General features: G+C 60.0%; 10 protein-coding genes. 8 read left to right on the forward strand and 2 right to left on the reverse strand.

Features of this window, described 5'->3' with window-relative positions; genetic code table 11:
- The first annotated feature begins 6 nt into the window (after positions 1–6).
- Both HMPREF9697_RS04320 and HMPREF9697_RS04325 read left to right on the forward strand, forming a co-directional pair.
- Positions 7–573, forward strand: coding sequence for a TRAP transporter small permease subunit (locus tag HMPREF9697_RS04320; protein ID WP_002715935.1), 567 nt, complete (start codon positions 7–9; stop codon positions 571–573).
- Positions 570–1889: a TRAP transporter large permease gene (locus HMPREF9697_RS04325; protein ID WP_002715936.1), complete on the forward strand. Its 1320-nt coding sequence runs from the start codon at positions 570–572 to the stop codon at positions 1887–1889. Before HMPREF9697_RS04320 ends, HMPREF9697_RS04325 begins: the two co-directional genes overlap by 4 nt.
- Positions 1890–1971: 82 nt before the next feature.
- Here the strand turns inward: HMPREF9697_RS04325 and HMPREF9697_RS04330 are convergent, their stop codons facing one another.
- Complete coding sequence (locus HMPREF9697_RS04330) at positions 1972–2277, reverse strand: ETC complex I subunit (RefSeq protein ID WP_002715937.1); 306 nt, start codon at positions 2275–2277, stop codon at positions 1972–1974.
- A gap of 191 nt (positions 2278–2468) precedes the next feature.
- Here HMPREF9697_RS04330 and HMPREF9697_RS04335 point away from each other — a divergent pair, with 191 nt between their 5' ends.
- From HMPREF9697_RS04335 to HMPREF9697_RS04360, 6 genes are all read left to right on the forward strand, one after another.
- Positions 2469–3608, forward strand: a complete 1140-nt coding sequence (locus HMPREF9697_RS04335) for an OpgC domain-containing protein (protein WP_002715938.1) — start codon at positions 2469–2471, stop codon at positions 3606–3608.
- Between the two features lie 53 nt (positions 3609–3661).
- On the forward strand, positions 3662–4120 hold the full coding sequence (locus HMPREF9697_RS04340; RefSeq protein WP_002715939.1) for a hypothetical protein: 459 nt from the start codon (positions 3662–3664) through the stop codon (positions 4118–4120).
- Between the two features lie 352 nt (positions 4121–4472).
- The gene (locus HMPREF9697_RS04345; protein ID WP_002715940.1) at positions 4473–6155 is read left to right on the forward strand and encodes a TolC family outer membrane protein; all 1683 of its coding nucleotides are present in this window, start codon (positions 4473–4475) and stop codon (positions 6153–6155) included.
- Between the two features lie 183 nt (positions 6156–6338).
- Positions 6339–8615, forward strand: a complete 2277-nt coding sequence (locus HMPREF9697_RS04350; protein ID WP_002715941.1) for a type I secretion system permease/ATPase — start codon at positions 6339–6341, stop codon at positions 8613–8615.
- Positions 8602–9855, forward strand: coding sequence for an HlyD family type I secretion periplasmic adaptor subunit (locus HMPREF9697_RS04355; RefSeq protein ID WP_002715942.1), 1254 nt, complete (start codon positions 8602–8604; stop codon positions 9853–9855). The genes HMPREF9697_RS04350 and HMPREF9697_RS04355 overlap by 14 nt, the downstream gene beginning before the upstream one ends.
- Before the next feature lie 225 nt (positions 9856–10080).
- Positions 10081–11118 carry a transglutaminase-like cysteine peptidase gene (locus HMPREF9697_RS04360; protein WP_002715943.1) on the forward strand — a complete coding sequence of 346 codons (1038 nt, stop codon included), beginning with the start codon at positions 10081–10083 and terminating at the stop codon, positions 11116–11118.
- A 63-nt stretch (positions 11119–11181) separates the two neighbouring features.
- On the opposite strand, the gene HMPREF9697_RS04365 is transcribed toward HMPREF9697_RS04360, so the two are convergent.
- Positions 11182–22764: a DUF5801 repeats-in-toxin domain-containing protein gene (locus HMPREF9697_RS04365; RefSeq protein WP_002715944.1), complete on the reverse strand. Its 11583-nt coding sequence runs from the start codon at positions 22762–22764 to the stop codon at positions 11182–11184.
- Positions 22765–22912: the final 148 nt, after the last annotated feature.

Consider the following 22912-nt stretch of genomic DNA (forward strand, 5'->3'; position numbering starts at 1 on the left):
CTGCTTATGGACATTTTCATTCGCGCGGTGACATTTCTGTCGCGCGTCACCGGCGTGATCGCGGCATTGATGATCGCGGCGGCCGTGCTCATCATCTGCGACATGGTGATCGAGCGCTATATCTTCAATCTTACGACCATCTGGCAGATCGACGCGGTCACCTACTGCATCGTCGCTGCGACCTTCGTCGGCAGCCCGTATGTGTTGATGACCCGCGGACATGTGAACGTGGACATCCTGCCGCTGCATGTCGGTCCGAAAAAGCGCTTCTGGCTCGCTTTGTTCACGAGCCTCGTCGCATTCGGCTTCTGCGCTGTGATCTTCGTGCTGTGCACGTCCTACTGGTACGACGCCTATAGCGAAGGCTGGTTTTCGAACACGGTCTGGCGCGCACGTCTCTGGATTCCATACCTTTCGATGCCGATCGGCCTCGGACTCCTGACGCTCCAATACGTCGCCGAAATCCTCGCGCTCATCACCGGCCGTACACCGCCCTTCGGCATCGATCCGAAAGCAGACGTGGAAGACGTTGCCCGCGAGCAAGCCAAGGAAGCACTGGAGGGGGCATCGTGAGTCCGGCATTACAGGGCGGGATCGTTCTCGTCGTCACTCTCCTCATGCTCGTTTCGGGCATCCCGGTCGCATTCGGACTGGGCGCGATCGCCCTCACCTTCCTGGTGACCTTCCAGGGTTTCGATGCGCTCCATGTCGTCGCCGAGACCTACTGGTCCGGCCTCGACGAATTCACTCTCGTCGCGATCCCGATGTTCGTGATGATGGGAGCCGCGATCGGCTCCTCGCCCGCAGGTAAGGATCTTTATGAGGCACTCGACCGCTGGCTTTATCGTTTGCCGGGCGGGCTCGTCGTCTCCAACCTTGGGGCTTGCGCGATCTTCGCCGCGCTCACCGGCTCGTCGCCCGCCTGTTGCGCGGCAATCGGCAAAATGGGCATCCCGGAAATGCGCAAGCGCGGTTATCCGGACGAAGTCGCGACCGGGTCGATCTGCGCGGGTGGCACGCTCGGCATTCTGATCCCGCCTTCGGTCACGTTCATTCTGTACGGGATCGCGACGGAAACCTCGATCGGTCGCCTGTTCATCGCCGGTATCGTTCCGGGCCTGATGCTGACCGGATTCTTCATGATCTGGACAGTGTTTGCGATCTCGCGCAGCGGCTTCAAATCGCATGCCGAGGGCTTCCGCTATTCGTGGAAGGAAAAGTTTGAATCCGTCCCGAAGATCGCGCCGTTCCTCCTCATCATCGCGGGCGTGATGTACGCGCTCTATGGCGGCATCGCGACTCCGTCGGAAGCTGCGGGCGTGGGCGCAGCCCTCTGCCTCATCCTCGCGATCGGCATCTATCGGCTGTGGTCGCCCGCACAGATCTGGCACATCCTGCGCGACACGATGCGCGAATCTGTGATGATCCTTACGATCATCGCGGCGGCCGTTCTGTTCGGCTACATGCTGACGTCGCTGTATCTCACACAGACGCTCGCGCAGGGTATCGCCGACCTGCACGTCAACAAGTGGGTGTTGATGTTCCTCATCAACATCTTCCTCCTGGTCTGCGGCTTCTTCATTCCGCCGGCGGCGATCATCCTGATGACAAGCCCGATCCTGCTGCCGATTATCACCGCGGCCGGGTTCGATCCGATCTGGTTCGGCGTCATTCTGACGATCAACATGGAGATCGGCTTGATCCACCCGCCGGTCGGACTCAACATCTACATCGTCAATGCGATCGCGCCGGATGTGCCGCTCGCCAAGGTGATGTGGGGCACGTTGCCTTATGTGCTCTGCATGTTCCTTGCGATCATCGTGCTTTGCTTCTTCCCGGAAATCGCCACGTGGTTGCCGGATCACCTGATGGGCCCGGCAAAGGGCTGAAACAAAAAACGGCCGGGGAAATCCCGGCCGTTTTTTCTGGTTCAAATGAATATCGCTGCGCCGTTCTCAGCGCCTCCGGAGCTTAATGCGTCCAAGGCTCGCTGCGGCGAAACGCAAAATTGTCGGCATAGGCAACCTGGCGCCGGATCGATTCCTTCGGCTCCTGCACCTGATACGGAATGCCATTGGCCTCGCAATACGCCACGGCCTCCTCGCGGGTGTGGAAGTGCAAGGTCAACTGCTGCTTCATGTCGGCGGAGCTCGTCCAGCCCATCAGCGGCTCAACCACGCGCGGCTTTTCCGGTTCGAAGTCGAGCTGCCATTCCTTGGTCTTGGCCTTGCCGGACTGCATGGCGTTCTTGGCGGGTTTGAAGATACGGGCTGTCATGTCGCGGGGCGCCTCGAAAGTCGAAATCACATGAGCTTGTTCATAGGCTTAGTTCCGGGCCTGTTCCGTGAACGACCCGGCATCCTATATAACCGCACTCTTTTCGCGTAACAATCCGCGCTCTGCCACCCCGGCCGTGCGTCTCCCGCCCCTCCTTTTCGCCTCTGTCCGGCTTCGAGACGGAATTTCTGATGAACCTCAAGGCAACCCTTGCCAAAGGCCGCGACCTGCGCCTCGACCTGTTTCGTGGCGTCGCCAACTGGGCGATTTTCCTCGACCATATCCCTAACAATGCCGTGAACTGGATCACCACGCGCAATTACGGGTTCAGCGACGCGGCCGATCTGTTCGTTTTCATCTCGGGCTATACCGCAGCCTTCGTCTACGCGCGGATGATGATCCAGCGCGGCTTCATCATCGGCGTGACGCGGCTGTTCAAGCGGGTCTGGCAACTCTACGTCGCCCACGTCCTCCTGTTCGTGATCTACGTCGCCTCGATCGGATGGGTGGCGTTGCGCTACAGCGACCCCGAGATCATCAACGAGTTCAACATCGCCGGTCTCGTCGACAGCCCGATCCAGACCATTTCCCAAGGGCTGCTGCTGCGCTTCAAGCCGCTCAACCTCGACGTGTTGCCGCTCTACATCGTGCTGATGGCCTGCTTCGGGCCGGTGCTGTGGCTGTTGCTGCGCAAGCCCAATCTCACCATGGCGGGCTCCATCGCGCTCTACCTCGCGGCCCGGCATTTCGGCTGGAATCTGCCAGCCTATCCAAGCGGCGTCTGGTACTTCAATCCATTCTGCTGGCAGGTGCTGTTCGTGCTCGGCGCGTGGGTGGCGGTGGCCGGAATTCGCGAAGTCAGAGTCGCTATCCGCCTTCCGTTTCTGCTGTGGACGGCTGCGCTCTACCTCGTCTTCGCCTTCCTGATGACGCTGGCGGGTCGCTTCCCGGAATTTGGCGCTCTGTTTCCGACCTGGCTCGTGGACACCTTCAATCCGAACGACAAGACCAATCTCGCGCCCTATCGCCTCCTGCATTTTATGGCACTGGCCTTTCTCGTCACGCGCTTCGTGCGCAAGGACTGGCCGGGCCTGCAATGGAAGATCTTCGACCCGCTCATCAAATGCGGCCAACAATCACTGCAGGTGTTCTGTGTCGGCGTATTCCTGTCTTTCGTCGGGCATTTCATCCTGATGATGAGCTACGGTACGCTCTGGAGCCAGATCTGGGTCAGCACGGCCGGGCTCGCGATCATGACCACCGTCGCCTATTACGGAAACTGGTCGAAGCGGCAGGACAAGGCGCCTGCACCGCCGCATCCGAAAAATTGATGGATAGGATGGATCGCGCCGCGCTATAGGAAGCCGGGCTGGAGAGACATCCGATGCGCAAGCAATCGTCGCCGGGGTTGAATGGACTGAGCGGGCGGCCGTGGCTCATGTGCCTCGTCGCTGTCGCGATCGGAGCATGGCTACCGCAGCCAGCCGCCGCACAGACGACGGTTCAGCGCACGGCAAAGGGCGCAAGCGGCAAGGACATCCGGATCGGCGTCTACGTCAACGTTCTGACGAACTGCAGCTCCGGTCCCTTGCCGGCGATCCAGATGATTGTGCCGCCCGAGAACGGCTCCGCAACGGTGAAGCGCGCAAAGGTCTCGCTCACCAATTACAAGAACTGCATGGCGCTCGAAGTACCGGCCTTCATCGGGATCTATCGCTCCAAGCCGAATTTCGCCGGCAGCGACCACCTCACCCTGAGCGTGTCGTATCCGAACGGCCGCACCGAAACGCAGCAGATCACCATCACCGTCGGCACAGGGCAAAATCGCGGCCGGGACATCTAGCTCCGGCTATCCAGACGGCCTTGAGCATGCAGGTTGTGGTATCGGCTCTTACAACCGATTAGTCGGCGGCTGTCACTTCCGAACAACAATTCGCGAGTCCGTTCCGAGATAAATTTTCTCTTATTGAGAGAAATATTCGATATTTAGCGGAAATTATCGAAAATCTTCGAATAATTTTATCCGAAAACGGGAGGACCTAGGTAGCGTCTCACGAAAAAGGTCCGGAACTTGACCTAAGCATTTGATATAAACCATATATTCAAACACGGCGATTTTGCGTCGGCCTTTCACAATAGCGCCATTGTCTGGAAACGGGCCGCAAGTTAATGTCCCGTTACTGGGGACATTTTTTATGAAATTTATTTTATCGGCATCATTGCTTGCGTTGTCACTCGGTGTGTCTCCGAGTCATGCGGAGCCGTTTTCAATCAACGATGCGCTGAAACAGGCGATCCAGACCAACCCCGGCGTTGGCGAGGCATCGGCGAATCGCCGCGCGACCGAAAGCGAGCTGCGTCAGACTCAAGGTACGTTGCTGCCGCAGGTACGCTTGGAGGCCAATGCTGGCCCCGAACGATTTACCCAGAATATCGTCCCCGCTCCTACCGGCAGCGGCACCACGATGCACGGCCGGTACGCGTCCGTCGTTGTGCGCCAGTTGCTGTTCGATGGATTCACGTCGATCAACGAAGTCTGGCGTCAGTCGGCGCGCGTCAACGCTTCCGCCTATCGCGTCCGCGAGCGCACCGAACTGATCGCGCTGGATGCTGCGGAAGCCTATATCGACGTGGTCCGCTATACCCGCCTTGTCGAGCTCGCGCGGCAGAACGTGGCGAACCACGAGGCCATCTTCAGTAACGTCGAGTCCCGCTACAAGGGTGGCCGCTCGGGCGAAGGCGACCTGCAGCAGGCGCTGGAACGTGTCGAAGCGGCGAAGGCAGCGTTGGCCGAATTCGAACGCAGCCTTGAGGACGCACGCGCGAAATATCGTAAGGTCGTCGGTGTCGAGCCCTACAACCTGCGCTTCCCCGGCACGCTAAAGGGCATGCCGACCAGCAAGGACGCTTCGCTTGCTGTCGCCATACACCACAATGCGACGCTTCAGGCATCGCAGGCCGACACAGACGCGGCCCGTCACGCTTTCCATGCAACCGCAGGCTCGTTCGTGCCGACCGTCTCGCTCGAAGGACGAGCCTCACGCGGCATCAATTCGGATACTTATGTCGGCCGCCGTGACGACGTGTCCGGCAAGGTGGTGATGTCGTGGGATATCTTCCGCGGCGGTCAGGACACCTGGCGGCGCACCGAAATGGCGGAGCGTTACAACCAGCAGAATATGGCCCACGCCAGGCTCCAACGGGACGCGCTGGAATCGATCGACAAGGCGTGGTCCGCACGTACGATCACCGTGACCCGCATCGGCGCCCTCACGCGCCAGCTCGCCGCCGACCGCAAGGCGATCGACGCCTACCGCAAGGAATACGAACTCGGCCAGCGCTCCCTGATCGACCTTCTCAACGCCGAGAACCAGTATTTCAATGCCGCCGTTTCACTGACCTCGGCACGCGGCGTCATCGTATTCGCCGACTATCAGTTGCTGGCCGCGATGGGCACGCTCCTCGATTATTTGAAGGCGCCGCCGCCGGTCGAAGCCGCTCCGCTCGATCAGGTCGCATTCGGGCCGTTCCCGACGAAGATTGCGCCGTTCATTTGGAACCTGCCGTCCACCGGCTCGAACCCACTCAACGTCGCGGGCACGCCATCCGCGATTCCGTACACCCCCGCCGCCGGTGCCATCGTGAATTCCGGCGATCGCTGGCAAATCTGGTCTCCGACGCCAACCATCCAGAACGGCCGCAACCCCGCCTGGCTCGAGCAGAGCCGCTCGCCGAAGCCGGTGGACCTGCGCTCTTCGAACCAGAATGCCGGTGACGGCAGTGCGCTGTCCTTTGCGGCGACCGAGTTTACGGACACTCGTTTCTCGGTGCCGTCCTGGTTCAATGCAGCCGCCCAGGGTATTAAGACTAACCCCTGAAAGACTGGTCCGGTTAACCCGCTCGACCTGCTGAAGGGCTAAAAATAGCCTGAATATTGGTGCGGATCGGATCACGGTCTGCATGGCCCCGGGTTTTCGGGTCGAATTTTGAGGCCGAGAAACGATGGCGATCAATTGGGATCGTCAGAAGCTGGCTGGCGGGTCAGCCAAAGGACCAGGACCGTGAATCTTCAGGCGCGTGAAGCGTTTCCGTCGGGGCAGCCGGTCCGCTCGCCATTGCCCGGCCCGAAGCCTGTGCCAGACGAACCCACGCACAAACCTGAATACGATTCCTTTTCCGACGCGCTCCTGTTCGTTGCTGCCCATCACGGCCGGGCAATCACCCGCGATGCGCTGCTGTCCGGCCTTCCGATCGAGAACGACCAGCTGACGCCGAACCTGTTTTCCCGCGCCGCTCTCCGCGCCGGGCTCGAGGTCGAAGCCACCAAGCGCGACCTCGCCGACATTCCCTCGCTGGTTCTGCCTGCCGTCCTGATCTTTCACGACCGCACCACGCGAATTCTGATGGCGACGGACGGCGAAACGATCGAGATCGTCAATCCCTCAACCCGCAAGCGCGAGAGGCTCCTGATCCAGGAAATGGAGCGGGATTATCTCGGCTATGCCTTCCTGTTACGCCCCGTCGCCATGACCACGGACCGCGTCGCGGCCGCGGGCGGCGTGCCCGGCAAGCACTGGTTCTGGTCGGTGGTGCGCCGCTTCGGCGCCAACTATCGGCACGTCGCGGTTGCCGCGCTGATCGTCAACATGCTGGCGCTCGCGGCCCCCCTGTTCGTGATGAACGTCTACGACCGCGTGGTGCCGAACGGCGCCATTCCCTCGCTGGTTGCGCTCGCAATCGGACTCGGCCTTGCGATCGTATTTGATTTCGTTCTGCGCACCGTGCGTGCGCGCATCATCGACGTCACCGGCAAGAAGATCGACGTGGTGCTGGCAGCGGAAATCTTCGAGCACATCCTGTCGATCAAGATGGCGCAACGGCCGCAATCGGTCGGCATCCTCGCCAACCAGATGCGCGACTTCGATTCCGTGCGCGAGTTCTTCACCTCCGGCACGGTGGTGTCCGCGACCGACCTTTTGTTCGCGCTGATCTTCATCGTCGTCCTGTTCATGATAGCAGGCCCACTCGCCTGGATTCCCTTCGCCATGCTGCCGATCATGATTCTGGTCGGCGTGATCCTGCAGCGCCCGCTCAACGATGCGGTCAACCGCCTGCAGGCTGAATCCAGCGCGCGTCACGGCGTGCTGGTCGAAAGCCTGTCCTACATCGAGACCGTCCGCGCCTCCGGCGCCGAGGCCAAGATGCAGAACGCTTGGGAGCGTTCGGTGGCAGCAACCGCGCGTTCCGGCGAGGACGTGCATTTCTGGTCGACGCTGTCGCTGACCGCCGCGAGCACGGCGCAGCAGCTGACCAGCATGATGATGATCGTCGTCGGCGTGTTCCTCATTCTCGATGGCAAGCTGTCGATGGGCGCGCTGATCGCAGCGAACATGCTGGCCGGACGCGTCCTCGCGCCGATCGCCGGCATCGCAGCCGTCATCACCCGCGCGACACAGACCATCGTTTCGATGCGCTCGATCGACAAGCTCATGTCGCTGGAGCGCGAGCGGCCGGTGGGACGCACTTACATCGCTCGCGAGGTGAAGGGCGAGTCCATCACCTTCGACAACGTCCACTTCAAATACCCGAATGCGTCCGTCAACGCGCTGGATGGCGTGTCCTTCAAGATCAATCCGGGCGAGCGCGTCGGAATCATCGGGCGGATTGGTTCGGGCAAGACCACAGTCGGTCGCCTGATTTCCGGTTTCTACCAGCCGGATGAAGGCCGCGTGCTGGTTGACGGCGTCGATCTGCGGCAGTTCGACCCGGCGGACCTGCGCCGCGGCGTCGGTTTCGTATTGCAAGACACCGACCTGTTCTTCGGCAAGCTCCGTGACAACATCGCGCTCGGCTATCCGGCCGCGACCGACGCGGAAATCCTCGAGGCCGCGCGTCTTGCCGGTGTCGAGCAGTTCGCCGCCCACCACCCGCTCGGTTACGACCTGCCGATCGCGGAAGGCGGCCGCAGCCTGTCCGGTGGACAGAAGCAGGCGATCGGTCTTGCGCGCGCGCTGATCCGCAAGCCGCAGGTACTGTTCCTCGACGAACCGACGGCGCATTTCGACACCCGCAGCGAGATGGAATTCCTCGAACGGCTGAAGGCACTGAAGCAGAAGGACATGACGGTCATCGTCTCCACCCATCGGATGTCGCTGCTCGCGCTGGTGGATCGCCTTCTGGTGTTCGAACAGGGCAAGCTCGTTGCCGACGGACCGCGCGACCTCGTGATTGCGCGGCTCCAAAACACGGCAGCCCAGAACACAGCGGCGGCGCAAAATGCCAAGCCTACCGTCAAGCCTCACATTAATCCCACTCCGGCGACCCATGCGAAGCTCTGACTTCTCCTTCGCGAATGACGTGCGGGCTGCTGCCGAACTGAAGACGCCTCGCGCCTCGCTGATCCTGCTTGGAACGACCATCGCGCTTATGGTCGTCGGCATCATCTGGGCGCATTTCGCTGTGCTCGATGAGGTCAAGCGTGGCAACGCCAAGGTCATTCCCTCGCGGCAATTGCAGGTGGTGCAAAGCCTCGAAGGCGGCATCGTGCAGGAAATTCTGGTGCAGGAAGGCGATATCGTCAAACAGGGCCAGGTGTTGATGCGGATCGACGACACCAAGTTTCTCGCCGATCTCGGCGAGGTCCGCGAGCGCCGCTTCGCCAACGCCGCGCGGGTCGCGCGCCTTGAGGCGGAAGTGCAGGGTCTGCCGCACCCTACTTTCTCCGCCGATCTGACGACGCGCGCGCCGCAGGCGGTACAGACCGAACAGAACGTATTCGAAGCGCGAGCCAAGAAACTCGCGCAGGACGTCGATGTTCTCACCCAGCAGGCAACACGACTGTCGGACTCGCTCAAGCTGCTTAGCCGCGAAGTTCAGCTAACGCAGAACCTCTACACCCAGAAAGTGGTCCCCGAGATCGAGATGCTGCGGCTGCAACGGCAAGAGGCCGATATGCGCGGCCAGCTTGCAGAGACGCAATCGCGCATCGCCAACGCCAGGGCCGCGTTCCGCTCGCAGGCAGAAGAAGATCTCGCGAAATCGCGCGCCGACCTCGCCGTGCTGGAGGAAACCACCAAGTCCGCGCAGGACCGCGTGCGGCGCGCCGATCTGAAATCGCCAGTCAACGGCATCATCAACAAGCTCAACGTCACGACAGTCGGCGCCGTGGTGCAACCCGGCGCCAACCTGATGGACATCGTGCCGATGGACGACACATTGCTGGTCGAGGGCCGCATCCGGCCGCAGGATATCGCTTTCATCCGCCCGCAGCAAAACGCGGTGGTGAAGATCACCGCCTACGATTCTTCCGTCTACGGTTCGCTGAAGGGCAAGGTCGAGCGCATCAGTGCCGACTCCATCATCGACGACAAGTCCGAGCAACGCGGCGAGAAGGGCGAGAGCTTCTATCGCGTCATCGTTCGCACTGACAAAAATCATCTTGGGACGACGGAACACCCTCTTCCCATCATTCCCGGCATGGTCGCGACGGTGGAAGTCCAGACCGGCGAGAAGTCCGTGCTTGATTACATGATGAAGCCCGCGCGCATGCTGCGCGACGAAGCGTTGCGTGAGCACTGACGCACGCACCGCGAGCGTATCGTTAATGTTTTATGGATCTGGTTTCCTCAAATCCGAACATTTGCGAAAAGTCCCGATTGACCGCGCTTTCGACAATAGTTCCCGCACTTAAGCGCATTTAACGCTCGCGAAGCGGCCTGCCCCTAACACTGGTCCCGATAACAGACGGGACGTGGCACGGCGCGCAGACGCCGGTTGACGATCCCGCAACACGGGACGTCAACAATGTCGCCTGTCTCAAGGGTGTCCAAACCATTCGCCGCCGGCGTCGCCGCGCTGGGCAGTGTGCTGCTGCTGGCAGGAACGGCCACGGAAGTGGCGGCGCGCGCGCGCGGCAGCGTACACCCCGCCGATCATGTTCTGCGCTTCGACAATGATGCCCCGGCAGCGCCGCAGGCGAAGTTCTTCACCATCAACGGCGTGCTCGCCAAGATCGACGCCGCCAAGCGTAACGCCAATCCGGATGGTACGTCCGGCAATATCGAACTCGCGGCGCTGACGCCCCCCGACGTTGCGACCGACACGCCCGCCATTGAGATCGCGCCGGTGAGCGGGCCTGAGCCGTTCGGCCTGTTCGCGTTCCGCGCACCTGAAGGCGCGCTGTGGCGCAAATGGCGCGGCCTCGAATCCGACATGGCTAAGGACGCAGAAAGCCTGCACCGCTGCCAAAGCGATGCCACCACCTGCTCGTCCGCTGCCGCTCAATTCTCGCGCCTCGTCGCGTCGGCAAAGGCCAAAGGCGGCCGCGCGCAGCTTGAGGATATCAATCAGGGCGTCAATCTTGCCATCCGCTACGTCAGCGACAGCATGCAATACGGCGTCGCCGACCGCTGGAGTTCGGCGCTCTCATCCTTCGCGACCGGTCAGGGCGACTGCGAGGATTATGCCATCGCCAAATACGTCGCGCTGAACGAAATGGGCTTTGCTGCCGAAGACCTGCGTCTCGTGCTGGTGCGCGACCGTGCCGTGCGGGAGGATCACGCGGTGCTCGCCGTGCACCATGAGGGCAAGTGGTTGATCATGGACAACCGCAGCGCGCTGCTGCGGGAAGACAATCAGATCTCGTCCTTTACGCCGCTGTTCGCGATCAACCATCGCGGCGTGCAACTGTTCGCGACGCCTTACGCCAAACGCGATGCGCTTGATGGCGAGACGGATGCCCTGCCCGCTGCCGATGCACTCGGTACTGCCGAATGGACTGGCGCTGACGCCAGCGCATCGCCCGCAGGCGGCGCGATCGGTGAACTTCCGCTGCTGATGTAAGCGGATTCATCCGATAAGAAAAAAAGGCGCCGGATGGCGCCTTTTTGATTCAATATTGAAGCATCACACCTTGTGAATATCGGTAGCCTGGATCGCCGCGTGATTGTCCAGAACGGCAAGCACCACACGGCTTCCACCCGACGCATCGCCGCCGTTGGTGTCGTAGTAAAGCGTGCCGGACGACTGGTCATAGGCAAAGTGCTGCGATGAATCGAGAGTGTGCGTAGCCGCATCATTGCCTGTGTAGATCGCCTCGTTCAGTGAACCGTTGCCCTTCCAGGAAACGCCACCGAACGCAGTCCCCAACAATTCGATAACATCTCCCTGACCGGCGCTTCCGCTAAAGTCGAGGATATGGTCGCCCAATTCGGACAGTGCATTGAACCGGAAGTGATCGCTTCCTGCGCCACCCTGAAGGATGTCGATTCCGTCACCCCCAATCAGCGTATCGTTGCCTCCGCCTCCGCGGAGAATGTCGTTACCGGGGCCTCCATTGAGAGTGTCGTTAGCGCTGGAGCCGATGAGGATGTCGTCGCCGGTGCCTCCCGAGAAATTAACTCCACCATAGCCATCTGCGACAATGAAGAAATCATTCCCTGACGTCGGACTGGTCGAGTTGTCGGTGTGCCTCTCGATCGTGACCTGCTCCTGCACCTGATTTGTGCCGTCGGTCACCGTGTAGGAGAACGTCGTCGTATCGTGATCGTGACCTTTCTCCACGGTGAAGAGAATATTTCCGTTGCCATCGAACGTCGCACCGTTGGTGAGCGAACCAGAAACGATCGATAGCGGATCGTTTTCGGGGTCGTGAAGCGTCGACAGCAGATCGCTGATCGGAATCGATATCTTAAAGTCATGCCCGCCGTCGTGCACGAAATAGTCGATATTTGTATTGTGCACCGCCGGCGGCTGATTGTTGGCGTCGAGGTTGATCGTCAACGTCGAGGATGAAGGATCGCCGTCACCGTCCATTAGCGTATAGGTGAACGTATCCGTGCCCGCGCCGTTGGCGGATGGATCGCGCGTATACGTGTAGTCACCATTCTCGTTGATGACGAGCGTGCCGTACTGACCCGCGACATGGAAATTGTGCGAGCTATCCGTCGTGGTCTCGGTGTCGTTATAGCCGACAACCTGAGCGATCTTGGCGCCATCCGCGCCCAGAACGTCGGCACCATCGGGATGAGTGGTGGAATCGCCGGTGATGACATTGCCCGTGGCCGTTGTGCCGGTTCCGGTCGAGTCAGTATCCAGATGTGCCGTCGGCACGTCGTCGACGATGTCGATCGTCAGCGTGGCTGTGCTGGTTTCGTGATCCGCATCGGTCACGACCACGTTGAAGCTGTCGTGCGTATTGTCGCCCGAGGTATTGGTCGCGAGAGTATAGACGTAGTCGATTTCGGTTGCCGAAATGCTGGTAATTTTCAAAGTACCAAGATGGTCCTGGCTTTCGAAAAGCTGCCCGACCGCAGTGACGGCAACACCGTCAATCGTGACCGTCGTCAGACCATCGCCTGGAGTGATGGCGATGCTGCCTGCATGACTGTTGCTGCCGTCTCCGGCATGAGAGCCCGCAGGCAGACCATCATGAGCCGGCAAGCCAGCCTCACTGACAGAGATTGCTTCTGCCGAAACAGTGGGCAGGTGATCGGTCGAATTGACGTTGATGATAAAGTCGCCATTCGCGAGCGTCAGCGGATCGCCGTCGGAATCCGTCACCGTCACGAACTGGGAGAAGTCGATCGAACGCAGCGTACCACCGTCAATTGGCTTGAACAGGTCGAAGGTCGCATGCCCGTCCGGTGACAGGGTTAGCGTGAATATCAGCTCGCCTCCGGCCATGCCCACGATCGTGTGCCCATCGGGCGATGAAATCGTGATCGGCGTACCGTTATAGGATGCTGGATCGACGGTGATACCTTGGGTGAAATGCACCTCCTGGGTGGCGAACGACGCAATCGACCATGTGCCGGGCGAGTCCGCACCCATGGACACGAGCGGTGTCAGGTCGACAACAGTCTCTACCTCATGCGGCGTGCTGGTGATCGTCGTGGTCGTTTCCGTGACCTGGAGATTGTCGATCACAACCCGCCCGCCAAGAGTCGAAGGCGGAATGATTTCGAGCTTCGAAAGCTGAACACTGCCGAAGTCCGGATCGGCAGCACCGTTGAAGATACTGTTGATGATTGCCGCCGGATTGCCGCCCACATTGTCTGCCGTGAAGGTTGCCGTTGCAATCAAATTTCCGTTCGCATCGTAACCCTTGAGGACAACGTCCGAAGATCCGGAATTGGCTCCGTAGAGTCCCAGAGCAATGCTGTTCAACGTGAACGTCGTGCCGCTGTCTGCGGTGAATACCAAAGTCGTCGCGCCGGGGTTCTGATCCGGACCCTGCAAATTGGAATTACCACCGAACGAGACGACCGCAATGCCCGTGCCGCCACTAGCATGAAGGTGAGATGCGCCCAGTCCCGTCGAACTGAAATCGAGATTCTGGGTCTCGACCGTTTTCAGCACAAACATGTCGGCTTCGTTCACGGACCCTGCCGCGATCTGGCCGGTGAGAACTGGAACGTCGTCATTGACCATCACGCTAAACGTTCCGGCAACATGATCGCCGTCGGAATCGGTCGCGGTGTAGTTGAACGTGAGAATGATGTTGTTCTCGTTGTTGCCGGCTGCCTGGTCGAGTGCGTCATGAAGAATAACGTGGAACGCTCCTGTCCCATCGTCCGACAACGTCACCTCAATCACGGTACGCGGATCGTCCGTGCCGTGCTGCGCGGTGCCGATCAGCTTCGTGCCATCCTGCGACAGCGCAAAGGTAATCGCATCGCCATGCGAGCTCAGAGTCGCGCCGGTCGGATCCGCCGCGCCGAAGATTCCAACGTGATTGTTGGTAAACGTGACACTGCGACCCACGCCATCCTGCGTGAAACCGGACGCGTCGCTGTAACTATCGGCGGTGTCGTAATTGTCGGCACCCCAGTTGATGTTGAGATAACCGGTCGCGGTTGCTTCATTGTGGTCGCCGGTGCCGTCGCGGTGATCGCTGTCCGGCACATTCACATCGCCAGGCTGGCTGTCGTGGTTGCCGGTGACGGCATCGCCAGCCACAACCCTCAGCCCGTCCTCGTCGACGACAGTCATCGGAACCAGGCTGACATTGTCGAGCAATGCCCCCCAGGTGTCCTGCGTACCTTCGCCTTGGAAGGAGAGAGTATCGTGGCCGGTGCCCACCACAAACACAGTGTACTGGTGCCAGACGCCTGCGGTCATTCCCGTCGAGTCGATCTCCTCAACGGGGGCTCCATTCCAGAGAACCTTCATACCGCTGCTGTCGTTGTCCGCAGCACCCGGCCGCACCGCATACCAGAAGGTCAGTTCGTAGGTCTGGCCCGCCTGCGTCGTCACCACCTGTTCGATGGTCGCGTTGGTCGGCGTCTGGCCGTTCACCTGTGCAGCGTCGTTGTAATTGTCGGCGCCATGCACATTCCAGTTGCCTGAGGCATCGGAATCCAGCTCGACCACCGAGTTGCCGTCTTCCGCTGTAATGCCGCTGACATTGCCGGTCTGAATCTCGAACGGAACGGTGCCGTGCGGCTGGCCGGTGCTGGGATCATACGAGGTCCAACCCGGAATCGAATGGTAGATTGACCATTGACCATTGCCGAGATCGTCATGCCCCTGCTCGAAGCTGCCATTGACGATCAGGTTTGCTGGCGTCGGGATAATGGCCGGGCCATCGTCGAGGAAATGGATCTGGCCACCAATCGAGACCGGCGTCGAGGTGACATGATCGCCGTCGCCGTCGGTGAATGTCACCGTGGCCTGCAACGCATCACTGTCCATCGACACGGAATCGTTCGGATCGTTTTTGTCCGGATGATGGATCGCGGTGTATTCTGCGATCGTCACGACGCCCGTGGTGCTGTCGAGCGAAATCGCGAACGCAATCGCGCCGTTGGATTCCGGATTGCCGCTGACACTTTCGCGGCCGATCACAAGGCCGTTTTCTTCATAGAGGAAGATCTTGTTGCCATCGGTCGCGGTGAGACCTGAATCCACGCCGCCGGAAGCGACCAGCAGTGCATAAGCCGGAGGCGTCGATCCCGGACCATCCGCGCCGTAGCTGCCAGACGATGAGACGACAGGCCCGCTGCTGTGGGCAATTTCGATCGGCGTGCCGAGACCCGCGAACGCGGCCGGAAGCGGCGTATTGGCCGCTCCCAGGCTATCGTCGGTGCCGGACTGGTCGCCCGCGCTCTCGTCGATCGTGAGCGTCACGTCCGTGGCCGCGACCACCGGATGCGGAACGTCGTCCTGAACGTCGACGGAGAAGTGGCCAGAGGTCGCGTCGCCGTCGCCATCCTTGGCAGTGAAGTCGAAAGTGAACTTCAAATCGGAGACGCTCGAAGGCAGGTCGTCGAGCGGCTGCTTGAGCGTGAAGTCATATGCGCCGTTCGGATTGTTCGCATCCTGCGACAGTACGACAGAGAACACGACATTTGCGCCATCGACCGCTGTCGGCGCGGTATCGCCGGTGTAGCCGACCAACGTAACCGAATCGAGCAGCGCGTAATGAACCGTCTCGCCATGCGAGGTCAGCGCTGCGGGAGAAACGGTATGTCCGTCGCTGTCCGCAATCGTGACGTTGTTGATCGCAGTCGCGAGATCGGTGAAGGACACATCGCCATGGGTCAGCGGCGCACTGCCGCTGTTCAGAACGATATTGTCAACTGCCACCGAGCCATTCGCGTTGATGTTATTAGGTGTAACGATCTGCAGCGAAGTCAGTTGGACGCCGTCCAGCAATGTTCCGGCAGCGTTGAAGGTGTTAGGCAGTGCCGCTGTGCCACCAAGGTCGGCGTTATTCATCAGGCCGCCGAGCTGCACGACCACCGTAATTTGCTGCCCGTGCGTATCCGTGCCGATCAAGGTCACGTTGTCGAACTGAGGACCGTTCGAGCTGGCATTGAGGCCCAGATCCATGCTGGTCAGCGTGAATGGACCGGCATTGGCAGTGATCGTAACCACCGAGCCGTAGAGTTGCCCGGTGTAGCCGGTCACATTCGCAACACCTTGATTGGACGCGAATGTGAAGTCACCAATGGTGTGCTGGAGCAATCCGTCCTGCTGAACGGTATTAAAATCGAAAGTATGCGGTGTGCCACTGCTTGCCGGAGCCGCGGGAGCTGCCGGTCCGTCGGCACCGAAGTGAATATCCAGCGAGCCATGCGCCGTGGCCGAAGACGAGGCGATGTTCGCTTCGCTCGTCGACTTGTCTTCCGGCGAGAGAATGACCGGGCTGTCGTCGTTGATGCTGACGGTGAAGTTCGCCGTGCCCTGGCTATTGTCGCTATCGGTCACCGTGGCGGTAACGGTAAAGGTCTTGTCGTCCTCATAAGAGGTCAACCCGGAGTTCGACGGATCGTCATGACCCGGGTGCGTGATCGGCTCAAGGAGCGTGACCTTGTAGTCCGCGCCCGTGTGATCCGCGCCCGTGACGGCAATGGTGAACACGACGTCGGTGACGTCGTTGCCACCATACCCGATCAGCATCTGGTGAGTAGAATCCCAGATTGTGTGGATGGCCGTACCGTCGAGCTTGGTGATACCCGAGGTATCAGCGGACAGCACCACCGACTGCAAGGAATCCGGCCCGAGCGTGTAGGAAATATGGCCCGTCGCTACCGTGGTTTCGTCGCCGGGAGCATGATCGTTATTGCCGATCACCGGGATGTCGTCTTCGTCGACGACCGCATTATTGCTGACGGAGACGTTGGTGACACCAACATCGGTCACGCCGAATGTAATTTGCCGGGTCACGGCATCGCCGTCGCCGTCGGTCACCGTATAGCTGAAGGTCTCGGTGACGGTCGTCGCGCTCGTCACATCGGCCGGCGACGTATAGATGAGATGACCGTTGTTATCGATCGATAGCGAACCGCCGTGGTCGCCGGCAGAGAACGTGATGCTCCCCAGACCATCGGCGCCAGCATTGATGTGCAATAAGGTAACCGCGACGCCGACATCGTGCGAACCGCTGCCTTCCGCGAAATTGTCGCCCGTGTAGTTGCTGGCAGACGGGCCGTCATCCTCGAAGCGAATTGCCGTCGAGATATCGGCACCCTTGGTGACATAATCGCCATCGCCATCAACAATGGTGACTTGAGCGGTCAGTGAGCCGCTGTTGAGATAGAGGCCCTCGTCGCTGCTCGTATGATCCGGATGCTGCAGCGAGACATACTGGACTACTGACACCACACCGGTGTGCGGGTCGATGGCGAATGCCACCGCGATGGAATCGAGGCTACCGTTGTTGTCGGAATCATAACGTCCGACTACCACGCCGTTTTCAACCGACAGCGAGATCGCATGGTTGTCCGTGGTGACGAGGCCCGAATTCACGTTACCAACAGTGAGCGAATAGGTCGTCGCTGCTGCAGCCGAGCCGCCCTGCGGGCCGTCGGTGCCGAAATCCGCGACGATATTGACCGCCGAGCCCGTACCCGTTGCGTACTGCGGAGCGCCGAACGCAGCATCGTGACCCGCGTCTGCGAGAGTGCCGCTGAACAGCGCGATCACCGCCGGGTCGGTGGTTTCGTTGGAATCGGAATCGTGCCCTGCCGTCTCGTCGATGACGATGGCATTGCCAACGTGAACGTTGGCAATGTATGTGCCCTGATTATCCGCCGTACCGGTTTCCCGGAATTCGAGAAGATTTGAGTGATCGCCCGATCCACCGATCAGTTCGAGCGAATAGGTCTGCATCGTATTGGTCGGATCGAGGTCGAATATCTTCTGACCGCCGAACCAGACCTCGAGATGCGCACTATCAGGGATCGGCGCGCCTGCCTCGAAAGTGAGCACATAATGGTCGCCCGCTTGCAGGCTGATCGTCTGTGAAATCTTGACGTCGCGCGAGGACGCATCGAGATCCACCATGTATCCGTGGGTCGACGAGTGCATGCCTTGGTAGCCGTCACCGACGCGCTCAAGCTGAACTGTCCCCGAGCCGTCATGACCGGTGCCGCTGGTGGAAACGGTCCAGCTTCCGGCCGTCCCGGACGTGTTGATGCCGCTGCCCGTGCCCCACTCGTTATTGTTCTCGACAAAACCGTCAAAGAAGAAGCTGTTTCCGGCATGATCCGGCGCCGTGACGGTGAGCGTCGGCCCATCATCCTGGAACTGAACCTTCAGCGAGACTCCTGACACGGCGCTGACGGAGTCGCCGTCAGAGTCCGTCAACGTCGCCTTGATGTGAAGATCGGTCGCAACCGTCACGATGTCGTCAAACGCAGCAGCGTCCGAGCCGGCGATCGGATTGTAGATTGGCTGATACTGAGCAATCCAGACATGGCCGTCGTGATCGACGTAGACCTTGAACACTTCGGCGCCATTGGCCGAGCCAACCAACGAGCCGTCAGCGGCGGTCGTCAGCAGGATGTGCGTGTGGTCGAGCGTCGTCAGGCCGGAATCAACGCCGGCGAAAGCCTTGCCGCTCGCGTCGGTGACGGCGAACGACCAGGTGCCGGGCTGGTCGGCACCGGCGTTGCCGGTAAACAGAGCGGTGAAATTCTGGCCGTTATCACTGACGAGAACACTTTCCGTCGACTCGGCATAACCAATCGCGCCAACCTTATAAATGACATTATAAGCGTCGGTGCCCGATGCAGGAGCCGCGACGTCATTCGCGGGATTGGGATCTCCCGCCGTGTTGATTCCGGCGCTCTCGTCCTCACTGATTGTGAAGGTCTCGGGGGTCGTTACGGTGTGTACGACCGGCGCCATGACAGTCGTTTCGACACCGGAGATATGGAATTTGTCGCCCGAGAAACTATTGGTGCCGTCATACTTGACGCCATCATAGTTGCTCACCTGAAGCAGATCGAACGTGTTGCCAGACGTGGCTGCATTCACCGTGATGACAGAGCCGGAATCGACACCGTCCAGAACATAACCGATCGGGTTCCCGCCCTGGAAAACCTCGTGAACATGCGTCGTCGGTTGGCCGTTCACCTCGAAGCTCAGCGCAACGAAGCTGCCGCCGCTCGTCGCATCAATAAAGACAACCGCGTTCTTGTTGCCGTTGACACCAACAGTAAACGAGACTGACGAGTGCGGATCAACGCCGGTGTAGGAGTTGTTGGCCTGCAGACCCGTCACGAAGTTCAGGTTCAGAACCTCAGAACTATTATCGATCCATTGATTGCCAACACCGATGTCATCACTATTCGTGTTGACGGTGTGTCCGGGGGCCGTCAGCAACAGGTTATGACTGTTCTGGTCACCCGTAATGCCGAGTCCAAGCGCGGTGACATTACCGGCCTTGACGTCAAAGTGTTCGGTAACGGACTCAATGGTCGTGGTGGTCGTCGTCGTACTGCCGACGTCGCGCGCCGAGACCACCGGAATGTCGTCCAGAACGCTAACAGTGAAGGTACCCTTGCCAAGGCTCACACTGTCGCCATCGCCATCGGTCGCTGTGATGTAACCGGATAGATCAATACTCAGGCTGTTTTCGCTGTTATCGCCGGGTTTTCCGTCGAGGCTCGGGTGATCCAGCTCCTTCAACAGGGTGAAGGTGTAGGATCCATCTGCACTCAGGGTGAGCGTAAAGACCTGATTTTGCGACGGATCGCTGCCGGTGAAGCCAACCAGAGTGCCGTTCACGACCTCTATGGAAATAGCTTGATGATCGGACGTCAGTCCGGTCGCTTGCGGTGTATCGATGGTTTTGAAACCAAAGCTGCCGAGCCCATCCGCACCGAAATTGATGAGCGTCGCCAGGCTGCCGAAGGCAGCCGAATTTGCGGTCGCCGAACCGGTACCGGTGACTTCGCTCGGAAGCAGAGGGACGTCCTTGTTAGCCCAGGACAGGCCATCCTCGTCGACCGCAGCCGTAATCTTGGCACCAACAATCAGCGTCGGACCGTCATCGTAGAACAGAATATGGCTGCCGATATTGGCCGTATCGGAGGCAACGTCACCGTCGCCATCGGTCACGGTGACAACTGCCTTGATTGCGCCGTCGGCCAGCGAGACTGTTTCGTTGTTGCTGTTGGTGTTGAATTCTTTCAGCGACAGATACTGCGCGATGTCGATATCGCCATTCTGTTCGATCGCGATAGCAAAGGCGATGGTGCCATGATCGTCGGCGCCACCAGCATCGCCAACTCGACCGACGATGAGCCCCGTAGCGGCATCTTCATACAGGTAGATCTTATGCCCGTCGGTGGTCTGGACGCCGGAATATACGCCAGCCGACGCAGCCTGCAACGAATAGACAACGGACGCCACTCCGTCGGCGCCGGCGTTGATCAATGGAATCACAACCGGCAATGAACCATGCGCGTAGGCAATCGCGGGCGAGCCCGCCACCGCATGCGCGATGTCGGTATCATTGCCGAGATCATTCCCGGCATGGGCGGCTTCAAACGCCGCGAAATAACCGCGCACCGTGCTGGAGGTCGTATCGTTCGGCGGCGTGCCGAGGAACCCGTCCTGTGAACCGGCGGACTCGTCGATTCCCACATAGGACAGCGGATTGGCCGACAGCGAGACCTGCGGAACGTCGTCGATGATCGTGACCTTGAACGCGCCATCGAGCGTGACGTGGTCGCCATCGCCGTCGGTGGCCTGAATCAGCGCACCGAAATTGATCGTGTCGTGCGACGAGTTAACGCCGTTATCCTGCAGCGTTGTATTTTCGTCCGCGGTCCCCGTCGGCGGCGTATCGTGATCGATCGCATCGAACAACTGCACGATGTAGTTGCCGTTCGACGACACATGCAGGTCGAGGATCACATGCGTGTTCTGTCCGCTACCGGTCGTCGCGATAAGATCGCCGGCAAATGGGCCACTGGTGGCAATCGCAAAGTGCAGGTCATTTCCGTGCGACGTCAAACCAAGGGCGTTGAGCGACGCCAGCGCGCTCGTAAGCTCGCCACCGGTGACGAACGAGAAACTGCCCTTGCCGTCAGCGCCAAAATTCACCAGGCCCGACAGCGAACCGGTCGTATAGGCCGCGCCCAACAGATCTGTGCCACCTGGAAAATCGGGGCTGGTGCCATGCGTCAGCAGATCGAAAATATTGTCTTCATTGACGGTCGCGGTCTGGGAAGCGTTCACCACCAGCACCGGACCATCGTCGAGGAACGTCACCCTGCTGCCGAGGTCCAGCGTCTGCGAGGTGATGTCGCCGTCGCCATCGGTCACCGAGACCGTCAGCGTCACCAGGTTGCCAGCCAGGTTGATACCTTCGTTGTTGCTGCTGGTATCAAGCTCGTGAACGGCGCGATCCTGCGTAAGCGTCGTGCTGCCGGTGGCAGCATCGACAGACAGCGTGAAGACCAGATAGGTCGAGTCGCCCTCGTGACCGGCTACGTAACCGGACACCGTATTGCCGCTCTGCGTCAGGACAACGGCCGTGTCGGTCGCGCTGTCGATCAGGTTGGATGAACCGGACACAAGGTTCAGCGCATAACTGACAGTCCCGCCATCAGCGCCCTGCACCACCGTGAACGCAGATCCAAAATCCTTCGTGTCGACTGTGTGGCCAAGACCCGGATCCGGCGTGGTGCCATTCGCCAGGAAGCTTTCATCGACCGTCAGCGTCGGCACCGTCTGGTTCACGGTTATCGAGGGCACGTCGTCCTTAATGTCGACAAGGATCGTCGCCGGGTTCGATGCGATATTGCTGTTGTCCGTCACGACAACCGTGAAGGAGTCGCCATTCGCGACTATATCGGCGCCGTTGTTCTGCGCGGGACTTTCAGTCACGGAGGTGTTGAGCGTGTAGGTGTAATGGCCGACGCCGGTGGCGGCGTCATAGTCTGTGATGACCAGCGTGCCGTGGCCGTTGGAGCCGATGATCGGCGACGCAGTTGTCGCCGTGACCAGATCGGCGATCGCGATCACGGTGCCATTGATGGTCAGACTTTTGATGTCGGCAAGTCCATCCACATCCGTCAGCGTGAACGTGCCATGAGCAACAGCGCTGCCATTACCGGCCGAGGTGCCACCCGGCTGCCCGGCATGCGCAACGATGCCCGCCTCATCCACGATATTGTGGCCGTTCAGGTCAACGCCCGCAGGCGTTATCGTGATTTCCGGCGCCGTATCGATGAAGCTGGACTGCGGCCCGAGCGGAAGGTTGACCTGGAAATTACCGAGTTCTTCCGGCCCGAGCAGCGGCAGAGGATTGCCGATCGCCAGCGGATCGACCGTCGGACTGTGGAAGTCGGCGCCGCTCGCCGGGCTGCCGCCTCCGCCTGCCGCCGGAAGCACCGACTGATCCTCTGTGATCGGAAACAGCGAAGCGAACTGATCGCCCGTGACGTCGTGGCCCGCGCCGAGATTGACATCGAGATTGGCGAGTGGCTTGCCCGTTGAATCGAAGAAAGGCTCGATGGTCACCGTCGAGTGGTTGTCGAACAGAACGATCAGTTTGGTGCCGACGTGCACCATCGTCATCTTTTCGTTCGCGACCGAAGAGAGATCGACTTTGGTTTTCTGATCGAAACCGAGATCGATAGTGATCGCCTGTTCACTCCCAGGCTTCACGACCGTTACAACTTTGAGAGGAACAGGGTTTTGAACAGGAGTGGTGTCAGCCTGAGCAATCCAGACGCGCTCGTTCATAAAATCCTCCCGGAAGCCGATGACGGCCCCCCGCAAAAAAATTAAGAAATCATTAAGCTGAATAATCCCTTTCTAATGATCCTGCGTCAAGGAAACGCCCCTTTCCGCCCCACGAATTGTCCAGTTTGGGTTAAGCCGGTCACACAAC

This window comes from Afipia felis ATCC 53690 (assembly GCF_000314735.2).
GTDB classification, from domain to species: Bacteria; Pseudomonadota; Alphaproteobacteria; order Rhizobiales; family Xanthobacteraceae; genus Afipia; species Afipia felis.